This window comes from Diaphorobacter sp. MNS-0, assembly GCF_019602835.1.
Classification (GTDB): domain Bacteria; phylum Pseudomonadota; class Gammaproteobacteria; order Burkholderiales; family Burkholderiaceae_C; genus Diaphorobacter; species Diaphorobacter nitroreducens.
The window spans coordinates 1,877,987-1,890,457 of the sequence record NZ_CP080761.1 but is presented as its reverse complement, the minus strand read 5'-3'; the positions used below and the strand labels follow the sequence as shown (position 1 = coordinate 1,890,457).

Annotated in this window: 12 protein-coding genes; 6 read left to right on the top strand and 6 right to left on the bottom strand. The window is 65.9% G+C overall.

All coding sequences use genetic code 11. The features are described from left to right. The first annotated feature begins 111 nt into the window (after positions 1 to 111). The 5 genes from K2L43_RS09120 to K2L43_RS09100 all read left to right on the top strand — a co-directional run bounded on the left by K2L43_RS09120 (position 112) and on the right by K2L43_RS09100 (position 7,100). Positions 112 to 2,658, top strand: coding sequence for a PAS domain S-box protein (locus K2L43_RS09120; RefSeq protein ID WP_220638915.1), 2,547 nt, complete (start codon positions 112 to 114; stop codon positions 2,656 to 2,658). Further along, complete coding sequence (locus tag K2L43_RS09115; RefSeq protein ID WP_011805358.1) at positions 2,655 to 3,281, top strand: response regulator transcription factor; 627 nt, start codon at positions 2,655 to 2,657, stop codon at positions 3,279 to 3,281. The genes K2L43_RS09120 and K2L43_RS09115 overlap by 4 nt, the downstream gene beginning before the upstream one ends. A 78-nt stretch (positions 3,282 to 3,359) precedes the next feature. Beyond that, positions 3,360 to 4,208, top strand: coding sequence for a bifunctional methylenetetrahydrofolate dehydrogenase/methenyltetrahydrofolate cyclohydrolase FolD (gene folD, locus K2L43_RS09110; RefSeq protein ID WP_220638914.1), 849 nt, complete (start codon positions 3,360 to 3,362; stop codon positions 4,206 to 4,208). Between the two features lie 87 nt (positions 4,209 to 4,295). Further along, entirely contained in the window at positions 4,296 to 6,329 is a 2,034-nt protein-coding gene (locus tag K2L43_RS09105; RefSeq protein WP_220638913.1) for a M3 family metallopeptidase, read from the top strand. A 114-nt stretch (positions 6,330 to 6,443) separates the two neighbouring features. Next, entirely contained in the window at positions 6,444 to 7,100 is a 657-nt protein-coding gene (locus K2L43_RS09100; protein WP_015913201.1) for a glutaredoxin family protein, read from the top strand. Between the two features lie 51 nt (positions 7,101 to 7,151). Here K2L43_RS09100 and rpiA read toward each other — a convergent pair whose 3' ends face one another. After that, positions 7,152 to 7,841, bottom strand: a complete 690-nt coding sequence (rpiA, locus tag K2L43_RS09095; protein WP_220638912.1) for a ribose-5-phosphate isomerase RpiA — start codon at positions 7,839 to 7,841, stop codon at positions 7,152 to 7,154. 35 nt (positions 7,842 to 7,876) lie between these two features. On the opposite strand from rpiA, the gene K2L43_RS09090 reads away from it, so the two are divergent. After that, a complete protein-coding gene (locus K2L43_RS09090) occupies positions 7,877 to 8,932 on the top strand; it encodes a quinone-dependent dihydroorotate dehydrogenase (RefSeq protein ID WP_103738707.1) in 1,056 nt (351 codons plus the stop codon). Between the two features lie 57 nt (positions 8,933 to 8,989). Here the strand turns inward: K2L43_RS09090 and K2L43_RS09085 are convergent, their stop codons facing one another. The 5 genes from K2L43_RS09085 to K2L43_RS09065 all read right to left on the bottom strand — a co-directional run bounded on the left by K2L43_RS09085 (position 8,990) and on the right by K2L43_RS09065 (position 12,382). Beyond that, a complete protein-coding gene (locus tag K2L43_RS09085; protein WP_220638911.1) occupies positions 8,990 to 9,313 on the bottom strand; it encodes a hypothetical protein in 324 nt (107 codons plus the stop codon). Next, positions 9,310 to 9,705 (bottom strand): phage holin family protein, encoded by a 396-nt coding sequence (locus K2L43_RS09080; protein WP_103738705.1) that lies wholly within the window; start codon positions 9,703 to 9,705, stop codon positions 9,310 to 9,312. The genes K2L43_RS09085 and K2L43_RS09080 overlap by 4 nt, the downstream gene beginning before the upstream one ends. Before the next feature lie 67 nt (positions 9,706 to 9,772). Next, positions 9,773 to 10,081, bottom strand: coding sequence for a DUF883 domain-containing protein (locus tag K2L43_RS09075; protein ID WP_015913196.1), 309 nt, complete (start codon positions 10,079 to 10,081; stop codon positions 9,773 to 9,775). 130 nt (positions 10,082 to 10,211) lie between these two features. Then, the gene (locus K2L43_RS09070) at positions 10,212 to 11,327 is read right to left on the bottom strand and encodes an NAD(P)/FAD-dependent oxidoreductase (RefSeq protein ID WP_220638910.1); all 1,116 of its coding nucleotides are present in this window, start codon (positions 11,325 to 11,327) and stop codon (positions 10,212 to 10,214) included. A 17-nt stretch (positions 11,328 to 11,344) separates the two neighbouring features. Beyond that, positions 11,345 to 12,382, bottom strand: coding sequence for a histone deacetylase family protein (locus K2L43_RS09065; protein ID WP_220638909.1), 1,038 nt, complete (start codon positions 12,380 to 12,382; stop codon positions 11,345 to 11,347). Between the last annotated feature and the right edge of the window lie 89 nt (positions 12,383 to 12,471).

Here is a 12,471-nt window from a genome sequence, read left to right as displayed (position 1 = left end):
TTTCATCATTTCAAATGATGCTTTTTCATCTCTTAATATGAAAAATTGCTGCAATTGCACATTATTTCTTCAGATGAAATCACCCCCGCGAAGCCTTTAAACTCCGCGCCCATGGAGTCCCCTGTCGCACCCTCTTCCACCGTGTCTGCCGTGAAAACCCCGGCGCGCTGGTGGCGTGCCTGGTGGCGCAGCCTCTCGCCCACGCGCCAGGACCGGTTCGCGGCGCTGGCGCCCGTGGCATCGGTGCTGATGTTCCTCGCTGCCATCGTGGCCTCGTTCTGGTATTTGCGCACGGAAGAGGTGGAACGCGAGAAGGAAGCCCTCAGGCGCGACGTGGAATACGCCCAGCAGCGCGTGCGTTTGCGCTTGCTGGAGCGGCAAGAGCAGATCATGCGCATCGCGCGCGATCTGTCCAACCAGGATGTGGAGCGCGCGGACTTCGGCAGCCGCGCCGAGCCGCTCATCAGCCAGTACCCCGAGCTGCAGGCCATCACCTGGATCGACGAGCGCCGGCGCATCCGCGCCAGCCACGCCGCGCCTGCCGTGACCAGCAGCCAGCTGCGCGTGGGCGGGGAGGTGCTCAAGCCCGGCGAGACCACCAACCTCTTTAACGCCGTCCGCGACCTGCAACAGCCGCTGTATTCGCAACCCACGGCCACCGAGGGCGAGAGCGCGCCCCTGCTGCAACTGCAGGTGCCCCTGTCGCCCCAGGGCAAGTTCGGCGGCGTGGTGCTGGCGGAATATTCCATCGACAGCCTGCTGCGCTACGGCACTCCCACCGAGGTGCTGGCGCGCTACGCCGTCACGTTGCTGGACGGCAATGGCCGCACCTTGGCGGGCACGCCCCTGCCCCCGCGCACCAATGCGCTGCTGCCCTGGACCACCAAGGCCAACCAGTACGAGATCCCGGTCTACCCGGTGGGCAACGGCCTCGTGATGCGGGCGCAGGCGTACCGTACGTCGCTGGGCGTGGTGGGCAGCGGGCTGTTCTGGCTCGTGGGCACGCTCAGCGTGATGACGGCATGGATGCTCATCGCCACCTGGCGGCACACGCGCAGGCGGCTGCAGGCCCAGGAAGCACTGGTGGCAGAAACCAACTTCCGCCGGGCGATGGAGAACTCCATCCTCACCGGCATGCGCGCGCTGGACCTGGAGGGCCGCATCACCTATGTGAACGCCGCGTTCTGCCAGATGACAGGCTGGACCGAGGCCGAGCTGGTCGGGCAGACCCCGCCCTACAGCTACTGGCCCGAGGGCGAATATGAGTCGCTGCACGCCAATCTGCGCGACGAACTCTCGGGCAAGACCGTGCCCGGTGGATTCCAGGTACGCGTGCGGCGCAAGAGCGGCACGCTGTTCGACGCGCGCCTGTACGTCTCGCCGCTGATCGACGCACGCGGTCACCAGACAGGCTGGATGACCTCGATGACCGACATCACCGAGCCCAACCGCGTGCGCGAGCAACTCACCGCCTCGCATGAGCGCTTCACCATCGTGCTGGAGGCGCTGGACGCCTCCGTCTCCGTGGCGCCGCTGGGGAGCGAGGAGCTGCTGTTTGCCAACCGCCTGTACCGCCAATGGTTCGGCTCGCAGACCAGCGGCCACCTGCAGCTAGTGGCGCAGGCGGGCGTGCTACCCACCTCCTACAGTTCCGGCGGCATGGACGACGAAGATGGCCTGATGGGCCTGCCCACCGACTCGCTGACCAGCGCCCGTTCGGAGAACGCCGAGATCTACCTGCCCGATCTGGGCAAGTGGCTGGAGGTGCGCTCGCGCTACCTGAACTGGGTGGACGGCCGGTTGGCGCAAATGGTCATTGCCACCGACATCACGCCGCGCCGCCAGGCCGAGGAGCAGGCCGCGCGCCAGGCCGAACGCGCCCAGTCGGTCAGCCGCCTCATCACCATGGGCGAGATGGCCTCCAGCGTAGCCCACGAACTCAACCAGCCGCTCACCGCCATCAACAACTATTGCAGCGGCATGGTCTCGCGCATCCAGGGCGGCCAGATCAGCGAGGAGGCACTGCTCACGGCGCTGCAAAAGACCGCCCACCAGGCGCAGCGCGCCGGCCAGATCATCCAGCGCATCCGCGCCTTCGTGAAAAAAAGCGAACCCAACCGCACGCTGGCCGACGTGCACGAGATGGTGAGCGAAGCGGTGGAACTGGCCGACATCGAACTGCGGCGCCACAACGTGCACCTGACGCACTACGTCGCCGCCCGCCTGCCCCAGGTGATGGCCGACACGATCCTGATCGAGCAGGTGCTCATCAACCTGATGAAGAACGGCGCCGAGTCCATCGCCCAGGCCCACCGCCCCCCCTCCGGGCGCAGCGTGGAGCTGCGCGTGGTGCCGCGCCATGTGGATGGCCGCGGGGTGATCGAGTTTTCGGTGCAGGACACGGGCAAGGGCCTGGCCCCGGAAGTGCTGGCGCACCTGTTCGAGGCATTCTTCTCCACCAAGAGCGAAGGCATGGGCATGGGCCTGAACCTGTGCCGCAGCATCGTCGAGTCGCACCAGGGCCGGATGCACGCGGAGAACCTCTACAATGGATCGGAGGTCACCGGCTGCCGGTTCTCCTTCTGGCTTCCGCTCGCCACTGCTGCGGATGCCACTATCAATTCCGCAGCAACGTCAACCCCAAGGACTATTGCATGAGTTTGATTCCGAAAAAAGGCACCGTCTATGTCGTCGACGACGACGAAGCCGTCCGCGACTCGCTCCAGTGGCTGCTGGAGGGCAAGGACTACCGTGTACGCTGCTTTGATTCGGCGGAATCGTTCCTCGCACGCTATGACCCGCGCGAAGTCGCCTGCCTGATCGTGGACATCCGCATGGGCGGCATGACGGGCCTGGAGCTGCAGGACCGCCTGGTCGAACGCAAGTCGCCCCTGCCCATCGTCTTCATCACCGGCCACGGCGACGTGCCCATGGCCGTGAACACCATGAAGAAGGGCGCGCTGGACTTCATCCAGAAACCCTTCAACGAAGAAGAGTTGCTGGGCCTGGTTGAGCGCATGCTGGACCATGCACGCGAAGCCTTTGCCGACTACCAGCAGGCCGCCAGCCGCGACGCGCTGCTGTCCAAGCTCACCAGCCGCGAGGCGCAGGTGCTGGAACGCATCGTTGCCGGCCGCCTGAACAAGCAGATCGCCGACGACCTGGGCATCAGCATCAAGACGGTGGAGGCGCACCGCGCCAACATCATGGAAAAGCTCAACGCCAACACCGTGGCCGACCTGCTCAAGATTGCCCTGGGGCCAGGTAGCGCCAAGGCCTAATCGCTCCGTTTTTAATAGCTGCCTGCGCATACCAGACAAGCGCCAGGCAGCTTTTTCATTTGTATCGTGGATTCATCAATGACAGCCCAACTGATCGACGGCAACGCCCTCTCCCGCCAACTGCGCACTGAAGTCGCCGCGCGCACGGCCGCGCTGAAAAGCCGCGGCATCACCCCCGGCCTCGCAGTGGTGCTGGTGGGCGACAACCCTGCCAGCCAGGTCTACGTGCGCAACAAGGTCAAGGCTTGCGAGGACGTGGGCTTTCACTCGGTGCTGGAAAAGTACGACGCCAGCATGACCGAAGAACAGCTGCTGGCGCGCGTGCAGGCGCTGAACAACGACCCCAGCATCCACGGCATCCTGGTGCAACTGCCGCTGCCCAAGCACATCGACGACCACAAGGTCATCGAAGCGATCTCACCCCTCAAGGACGTGGACGGCTTTCACGTCGCCAGCGCCGGGGCACTGATGGTGGGCGAGGTGGGCTTCAAGGCCTGCACGCCTTACGGCTGCATGAAGATGCTCGAATCCATCGGTATGAAGGACCTGCGCGGCAAGCACGCCGTGGTCATCGGTCGCTCCAACATCGTGGGAAAACCCATGGCCATGATGCTGCTGGCAGCCAACGCCACCGTCACGGTCTGCCACAGCGGCACAGCGGATCTTGCCGCCATGACGCGCCAGGCCGATGTGGTGGTGGCTGCCGTGGGCAAGCGCAACGTGCTCACGGCCGATATGGTCAAACCCGGCGCCGTGGTGATCGACGTGGGCATGAACCGCAATGACGAAGGCAAGCTCTGCGGCGACGTGGACTTCGAGGGCGTCAAGCAGGTGGCGGGTTACATCACGCCAGTGCCCGGCGGCGTGGGCCCGATGACAATTACCATGCTCCTGGTGAACACCCTGGAAGCGGCTGAGCGCCTCTGACGCGAGGCACCCCTGACCCGAGTGCCGGTGGGCGCGCGTTTGCGCCAACGGCTTGAACCCACTCACGGCAACGCCATCTAAGCCAGCATGAGCAATCCCCTCCTCGACTTCTCGGGCCACATTCCCTTCGACCGCATCACCCCCGCCGACGTAGCCCCTGCGGTGGATGTGCTGCTGCAACGCGCAGACGCCGCACTGGAAACCGTCACCCAGCCGGACTACCCGGCCCGCTGGGATGCGATTGCGCAGGTACTGGATGTCGCCACCGAGGAACTGGGCCGCGCATGGGGCGCCGTCAGCCACCTCAACAGCGTGGCGGACACGCCCGAGCTGCGCGCCGCCTACAACGAGGCGCTGCCCAAGGTCACCGAGTTCTGGACCCGCCTGGGCGCCGACGAGCGCCTGTACGCCAAATACAAGGCGATCGACCCCGCCACGCTCAACCCCGAGCAGCGGCAGGCGCACAGCAATGCGATCCGCAACTTCGTGCTGTCGGGCGCCGAGCTGCAGGGCGCAGCCAAGGAGCGCTTTGCTGCCATCCAGGAACGCCAGGCCGAGTTGCAACAAAAGTTCAGCGAGAACGCGCTGGACGCCACCGACGCCTACGCCTACTACGCCACGGCCGAGGAACTGGACGGCGTGCCGGCCGACGTGCAGAACGCCGCCCGCGCCGCGGCCCAGGCCGAGGGCAAGGACGGTTACAAGCTCACGCTGAAGATGCCGTGCTACCTGCCGGTGATGCAGTTCGCCACCAGCAGTGCCCTGCGCGAGAAGCTCTACCACGCCTACGTCACACGCGCATCGGACCAGGCCAGCGGCGACGCCGCGCGTTTCGACAACACCGCCGTGATGGGCGAGATCCTCGCGCTGCGCAAGGAAGAGGCGCAGCTACTGGGCTATGGCAACTTCGGCCAGGTGTCGCTGGTGCCCAAGATGGCGCAATCGCCCGAACAAGTCATCCACTTCCTGCGGGACCTGGCGCACCGCGCCCGGCCCTTTGCGGAGAAGGACGTAGCCGACCTGCGCGCCTTTGCCGCTGAGCATTTGGGCTTGGCCAACCCCCAGTCTTGGGACTGGCCCTACATCTCCGAGAAACTCAAGGAAGCGCGCTACGCCTTCAGTGAGCAGGAGGTCAAGCAGTACTTCACGGCGCCCAAGGTGCTGGCCGGGCTGTTCAAGATCGTCGAGACGCTGTTCGAGGTGGCCATCCGCCGCGACGTCGCGCCCGTATGGAACAGCGCCGTGGAGTTCTACCGCATCGAGCGCGGCGGCGAGCTGGTGGGTCAGTTCTACCTGGACCAGCCTGCCCGCCAGGGCAAGCGCGGCGGGGCCTGGATGGACGATGCGCGCGCCCGCTGGCTGCGCCCGGACACGGGCCTGCTGCAGACACCGGTGGCGCATCTGGTGTGCAACTTCGCCGACGGGGTGGACGGGCGCCCACCCCTGCTCACGCACGACGACGTGATCACCTTGTTCCATGAATTCGGCCATGGCCTGCACCACATGCTCACCCAGGTGAACGAGCGCGACGTGTCAGGCATCAGCGGCGTGGAATGGGACGCCGTGGAACTGCCCAGCCAGTTCATGGAGAACTTCTGCTGGGAATGGGAAGTGCTGCGCCACATGACCTCCCATGTGGACACGGGCGAGCCGCTGCCGCGCCCGCTGTACGACAAGATGATCGCGGCCAAGAACTTCCAGGCCGGCATGGCCACGCTGCGCCAGATCGAGTTTGCGTTGTTCGACATGCTGCTGCACACCGAGCACGACCCCCAAGGCGACGTGCTGGCGCTGCTGGACCGCGTGCGCGACGAAGTGGCCGTGCTCAAACCTCCCGCCTTCAGCCGCTCGGCCCACACGTTCAGCCATATCTTCGCGGGCGGCTACGCGGCGGGGTATTACAGCTACAAGTGGGCCGAGGTACTCAGCGCCGACGCGTATGCCGCGTTCGAGGAAACTGCCGGCGCGGGCGGGGAGCCCAGCGCGGAGACCGGCCGGCGCTACCGCCAGGCCATCCTGGAAGCGGGCGGCAGCCGCCCCGCCATGGACTCCTTCAAGGCCTTCCGCGGGCGCGAACCCACACTGGACGCGCTGCTGCGCCACCAGGGCATGGCAGCATAAAAGTGAGCGGTTCGCGCTTGTCTGCCGGGCGTTTGCGCCTGCTTTCTACTGGAAAATGGCTTGCAGCAAGCGCGACCAGCTATTATTTTTAAGAAACCAAGAGGAGAGGAACCCATGTCCATCATTCGCAACGCTGCCGTGTTGGCCACCACATGCGCCACGGCCGCCCTGCTGTCCACGGCCGCGCTGGCCCAGCAGGTGTACCGCATCGTCGGGCCGGATGGCAAGGTGACCTTCTCCGACCGCGCTCCTGCCGCAAACGCCGAGGGCACAGCGGTCGGCGCCGGACCACGCAGCGGCGGCGGCGGCGCCGAGGCCCTGCCCTACGCTCTACGCCAGGTGGCCACGCGCTTTCCCGTGACGCTGTACACCAGCAGCGACTGCGTGCCCTGCAACAGCGCGCGCAATCTGCTGATCAACCGTGGCATTCCTTTCACCGAGCGCACCGTCAGCACCAACGAGGACATCGACGCGCTCAAGCGCATGAGCGGTGAATCCAGCCTGCCCTTCGGCACCATTGGCGCACAGCAGCTGCGGGGCTTTTCCGACACCGAGTGGACGCAGTACCTGGACGCCGCCGGCTACCCCAAGCAGTCGCAATTGCCGCCGAACTACCGCCGCCCTGCGGCAGCCCCGCTCGTTGCGGTGCCTGCGCAGCCTGCAGCACCGGCTGCGGACAAGGCGTCCGCTGCTCCCGCACGACGCCCCTCAGCGCCACCGGCAGCGCCCACGGGGCCGTCTCCCTCCAATCCGGCCGGCATCATTTTCTAAAAGCGAGGGGATGCTCGGCGCGGCATTGCCGCGCCACTGCCGTCCACCGTCTTACAGGGACAGCGTACGCACGCCCTGTGCCGTGCCCAGCAGGCAGACGTTGGCCTTCTGCAGCGCAAACACGCCCACCGTCACCACCCCCGGCCATTGATTCACCTCGGTCTCGAACGCCAGCGGATCGCTGATGGTGAGGCCGCGCACATCCAGTATGTGTTGGCCGTTGTCGGTCACGAGCGGTTGGCCATCCTTGAGACGCAGCGTCGCCTGCCCCCCCAGCGACTCAAAGCGCCGCGCGATGTGCGCTGCGGCCATGGGAATGACCTCCACCGGCAGCGGGAACGCGCCCAGCACGTTCACCAGCTTGGACTCGTCCGCTATGCACACAAAGCGCCGTGCCAGCGCGGCGACGATCTTCTCGCGCGTGAGGGCCGCCCCTCCGCCCTTGACCATGTAGCCGTTGCCGTCGATCTCGTCGGCGCCATCGATGTACACCGACAGCGAGCGCACGTCGTTGGCGTCCAGCACGGGGATGCCCAGCGCCTTCAGCCGCGCCGTACTGGCTTCGGAGCTGGAAACCGCGCCGCGGATGGTGTCCTTGATAGATGCCAGCGCGTCAATGAACTTGTTGACGGTAGAGCCGGTCCCCACGCCCAGCAGTTCGCCCGGCACCACATATTGCAGTGCAGCTTGGCCGACCAGGGTCTTGAGTTCGTCTTGGGAAAGGGATGTGGGTGCAGTCATGGGGGAAAATCCGGAAAGATCATTGAATTATCCCCATGTCTCTGCTGCCCTACGCCCTCGCCCGCTCCTTTCTCTTCGGCATGGACGCCGAAGCCGCCCACGAACTCACCATGGACATGCTGGCGCGCGGCCAGCGCACGCCGCTGCAATGGGCCTGGTGCAACGAAACCGTGAGCGACCCCATCGAACTGGCAGGCCTGCGCTTCCCCAACCGCGTGGGCCTCGCGGCGGGGCTCGACAAGAACGCCCGCTGTATCGACGCGCTGGCCGCCATGGGCTTCGGCTTCGTGGAGGTTGGCACCGTCACGCCCCGTGCGCAGCCCGGCAACCCCAAGCCGCGCATGTTCCGCCTGCCCGAGGCGCGTGCGCTCATCAATCGCCTGGGCTTCAACAATGAAGGGCTGGATGCCTTCGTGGCCAACGTGCAGCGCTCGCAGGTCCGCACACAGGGCCGCGGCCAGAGCAAACTGCTGCTGGGTCTGAACATCGGCAAGAACGCCACCACGCCCATCGAAGACGCCACGCGCGACTACCTCACCTGCCTGGAGGGCGTGTACCCGCATGCCGACTACGTTACGGTGAATATCAGTTCGCCCAACACGCAGAACCTGCGCGCTCTGCAGAGCGATGCGGCGCTTGACGGCCTGCTGGGCGCCATTGCCGAGCACCGCGAACAGCTCGCCGCCGCTCAGGGCCGCCGCGTGCCCATCTTCGTGAAAATTGCGCCGGATTTGGACGAGGCCCAAGTGGCCGTGATTGCCACCACACTTCAGCGCCACGGCATGGATGGCGTGGTTGCCACCAACACCACCATCCGCCGGGACGCCGTGCAGGGCCTGCGCCATGCCGGCGAGACTGGAGGCCTGAGCGGTGCACCCGTGCTGGAAGCCAGCAACGCCGTGATCCGCCAGTTGCGTGCCGCGCTGGGCCCGGCTTTCCCGATCATCGGTGTGGGCGGCATTCTGAGCGCCGAAGATGCTGTGAGCAAAATCCGCGCAGGCGCCGATGTCGTGCAGATCTACACCGGCCTGATCTATGAAGGCCCTGCCCTCGTGGGCCGTGCGGCCAAGGCGATCCGCGATCTGCGTTAAAAACGGGCCAAGAAAAAAGGCCGCGATGCGGCCTGATAGAGACTGTGGAAAAGGGCCTTAGCCGCGCCGCATGCGCATGACCAGCGGCATCACCAGGGTGGCCCAGCGCACCAGCCGTTGAGGCCCCGCCAGCACCGCAGCGCCCACCACCGCTGCCACCGCAACGGGATGCAGGCGCGCAAACGCCACCAGCCGTGCCGCCAGCGGCGCATCGGGTTCCACCCGAACTTCCGCGCCTGCGGCCACGGCGCGCGCCTGGCGCAGGGCCGCGCGCCGAGCACGCAGCCGCTCGCGCTGCACCAGAATGCGGTCCAGCACCTTCTGCTGCTGCGGGGTGGGCACGCGCGCCGGCTGCCCAGAGTCCAGGGAAGAGGGGCTCATAACTGCTCCTTGATGGTGCGCCAGTCCTGCTGCAACTCCCGCCGCGTAAGGGCAAAGGCATTACCCGCCTGTCGGCCGATGGACACCAGGGCCACCGCCACTGCCACCCAGGCCAGCAACCAGCCGCCTGCCAGCAACCATGCCACCAGCACGCGCTGCGGTGAATCCCAGAACTGGACCAGCACAGCCAGTGACAACAGCAGCAGGGCGATCACGGCCACGCACCCAAAGAGAACTAGCAGCACCACCAGCTGGGCCATGCGGCGCTTCTGGTCGGCCCATTCGAGCCGTGCGAGCTCGATACGGTCTTCCACCGCGATCGCGCCTTCGATGATGGCGGCCCGCCAGCGTGCAACCCAGCCTTCCAGGCCGAGCAGGGACAACCAGTTCATGCAAGCCCCTCCCAGGCGCTGGAGCGCGCCGCAGCGTTGACGATTCGCCCTGCCATTGCGCTACCGGTCAGCGGCGGGCCAGCATGAAGCCCACCAGCGCCCCTACGGCCAGCGCAGCGCCGGCAACGCGCCAGGGCTCATCGTGGGCATAACGGTCGGCGGCGCGCGCGGCATCTTTGGCCTGCAGGGCTGCCTCCTGAGCGGCACGCACGGCGGAATCGCGTACCGAATGGATGCCGTCATCCAGACGCTGGCGCAGTTGCTTGATCTCGGGAATACCGTCCAGATCCTTGCTGGCCAGCAGACCGCGCAGGTCGCCCACCAGCTTTTCGAGTTCTGCCTGGGTGGAGGAAATGGTTTCGGATACGGTGGTCATACGGGAGCCTTTCAAAGCAGGAAACAACGGTAATACGCCGTACATGGCAAACCATGTAGGCGGGTATCTCATCTTAGCCCAGTGCTCGCGCCGCAGGGCATGGCGGCTATCACAAAATGACCGCGTTGCATCAAGACACGGCGTCTAGGTGCAGCAGACCGGCCACGTGCGCACCGATTGCCAACGCGCTGGTCAGCCCAGGTGATTCGATGCCAAACAGGTTGACCAGCCCCGAGACTCCGTGATCGCGCGGCCCCTGGATCAGGAAGTCCGCCGCAGGCTCATGGGGGCCGTGGATCTTCGGGCGTATGCCGGCGTAGCCCGCCGCCAGTGCACCGTCGCGCAGGCCAGGCCAGTACTTGCGCACCTCGGCGTAAAAGGCCTCGGAGCGGCTCGCATCCACCACCAGGTCCTCGGGGCCTTCCACCCATTGCACGTCGGGGCCGAACTTGGCCTGCCCCCCCAGGTCGAGCGTCAGGTGCACGCCCAGCCCCGCCGCCTCCGGTACGGGATAGATGAGATGGCTGAAGGGTGCCCGGCCGGACAACGTGAAATAGTTGCCTTTGGCATAGGCCGCCTGCGGTACATGCACCGCGGACAACCCCTCGAACTGGCGCGCGAGGACTGGCGCATGCAAACCGGCCGCGTTGACCACGGTGCGCGCACTGATGCACGTGCCATCCATTGCTTCCAAATGGATAGCTTGTGGCGTGCAACGGGCCTTGGCCAGAGGCGAATTCAATGCCAGAACACCACCCGCGTTCTCCAGGTCGCCCAGCAACGCCAGCATGAGGGCATGGCTGTCCACGATGCCGGTACTGGGCGAGAGCAGCGCTGCCACACATTCCAGTTCGGGCTCCAGCGCACGCGCTTCCTCCCGCGAGAGCCATTGCAGGTCATCCACGCCATTGGCCTGCGCGCGCGCCCTGATGCCCGTCAGCGCGTTCTGCTGTTCGGTCGACGTGGCGACGATGAGCTTGCCGCAGCGACTGTGAGGCACGCCGCGCTCGCTGCAGTAGTCGTACAGCATGGCCTTGCCTTGTACGCACAAGCGCGCCTTGAGCGAACCCTGCGGGTAATAGATACCGGCGTGGATCACCTCGCTGTTGCGCGAACTCGTCTCGGTGCCAATGGCATTGGCCGCTTCCAGCAGCCAGACCTCGCGCCCTTGCAGCGCCAATACGCGCGCCACCGCCAGCCCCACCACCCCCGCGCCCACCACGACGCAATCGACCGTCTCACTCATCGCTCATGCCTCCGTTGTCATGCCTGCTCGAAACCCTCGAGCACATTCACCGCATTCGTTCCCAACTCCGCCGCTGCGTAGCCGCCTTCCAGCACCAGCACAGTGGGCAGTCCCACACCACGCAGCCGCGCACCCAGCCGCAGAAAATCTGTCGTCGCCAGCCGAAAGCGCGAGATCGGATCGCCCTCATAGGTATCCAGTCCCAGCGAGACCACCAGGGCATCCGCTCCAAAAGCGGCGATGCGCGCGCAGGCCTGCTCCAGGGCCGCAAACCAAGTGGCGACATCGGTGCCGGCCGGCAGAGGCAGGTTCAGGTTGCAGCCCGCACCGAGGCCTGCGCCGGTTTCATCGGCATGTCCCAGATAAAACGGGTATTCGGTGCGGGGATCGCCATGGATGCTGACGAAGAGCACGTCCGCACGGTCATAGAAGATGCTCTGCGTGCCATTGCCGTGGTGGTAATCCACGTCCAACACGGCCACACGGGCTGCGCCGTGGTCGCGCAGCCATTGGGCCGCCACGGCCGCGTTGTTCAAGAAGCAGTACCCGCCCATGAAATCGGGGCCTGCATGGTGCCCCGGCGGGCGTGTGCTGCAGAACGCGGCGCGCTCGCCAGCCGCCAGGCGCGCCGCGGCACTGGCCGCCGCGTCGGCGCCTGCTTTGGCTGCCGTCCAGGTGCCCGCTGCAAGCGGCGAGCCGTTGTCCATGGAGTACAGCCCCAGCTTGGCAATGAAATTGTCGGGCTCTATATCCGAGCGCAATGTGCGTACCGGCCATACCGACGGAAACGGCTGCACACGGTCCTGCCCTTCACCCAGCGACAGCCACTGCTGCCACGCCGAAGCCAGAAAAGCCAGGTAGCGCGGCGCATGGATCTTTGCCAGGATCTCAGCGCAATCCACATCCGGAGGGTGCAGTACATGACCCCGCGCAGTCAAAGCGGCTTCCACATAGGCCGCGCGCGTCGGGTTCTCGAAACACGGTACACGCTCGCCGCGGAAAAATTCGTGCTCGGGAGCGTGGGTGTGTTGCAGCGGGTTATGGAAGGTGATCATCGACGGCGGCCAAGTCAATCGCGACTGCCGGATTGTCATCGACGCCGGCAGTCCCCCACGACCTCAGCGCCAAGAAAAAACCCCTTGCG

Bases quoted from the DNA above. Each gene is read 5' to 3' on its own strand.
- K2L43_RS09070 (WP_220638910.1), bottom strand. From the start codon at position 11,327: ATGAGTGAGACGGTCGATTGCGTCGTGGTGGGCGCGGGGGTGGTGGGG.
- K2L43_RS09115 (WP_011805358.1), top strand. From the start codon at position 2,655: ATGAGTTTGATTCCGAAAAAAGGCACCGTCTATGTCGTCGACGACGAC.
- K2L43_RS09075 (WP_015913196.1), bottom strand. From the start codon at position 10,081: ATGACCACCGTATCCGAAACCATTTCCTCCACCCAGGCAGAACTCGAA.
- K2L43_RS09120 (WP_220638915.1), top strand. From the start codon at position 112: ATGGAGTCCCCTGTCGCACCCTCTTCCACCGTGTCTGCCGTGAAAACC.
- folD (WP_220638914.1), top strand. From the start codon at position 3,360: ATGACAGCCCAACTGATCGACGGCAACGCCCTCTCCCGCCAACTGCGC.
- K2L43_RS09065 (WP_220638909.1), bottom strand. From the start codon at position 12,382: ATGATCACCTTCCATAACCCGCTGCAACACACCCACGCTCCCGAGCAC.
- K2L43_RS09085 (WP_220638911.1), bottom strand. From the start codon at position 9,313: ATGAGCCCCTCTTCCCTGGACTCTGGGCAGCCGGCGCGCGTGCCCACC.
- K2L43_RS09100 (WP_015913201.1), top strand. From the start codon at position 6,444: ATGTCCATCATTCGCAACGCTGCCGTGTTGGCCACCACATGCGCCACG.
- K2L43_RS09090 (WP_103738707.1), top strand. From the start codon at position 7,877: ATGTCTCTGCTGCCCTACGCCCTCGCCCGCTCCTTTCTCTTCGGCATG.
- K2L43_RS09105 (WP_220638913.1), top strand. From the start codon at position 4,296: ATGAGCAATCCCCTCCTCGACTTCTCGGGCCACATTCCCTTCGACCGC.
- rpiA (WP_220638912.1), bottom strand. From the start codon at position 7,841: ATGACTGCACCCACATCCCTTTCCCAAGACGAACTCAAGACCCTGGTC.
- K2L43_RS09080 (WP_103738705.1), bottom strand. From the start codon at position 9,705: ATGAACTGGTTGTCCCTGCTCGGCCTGGAAGGCTGGGTTGCACGCTGG.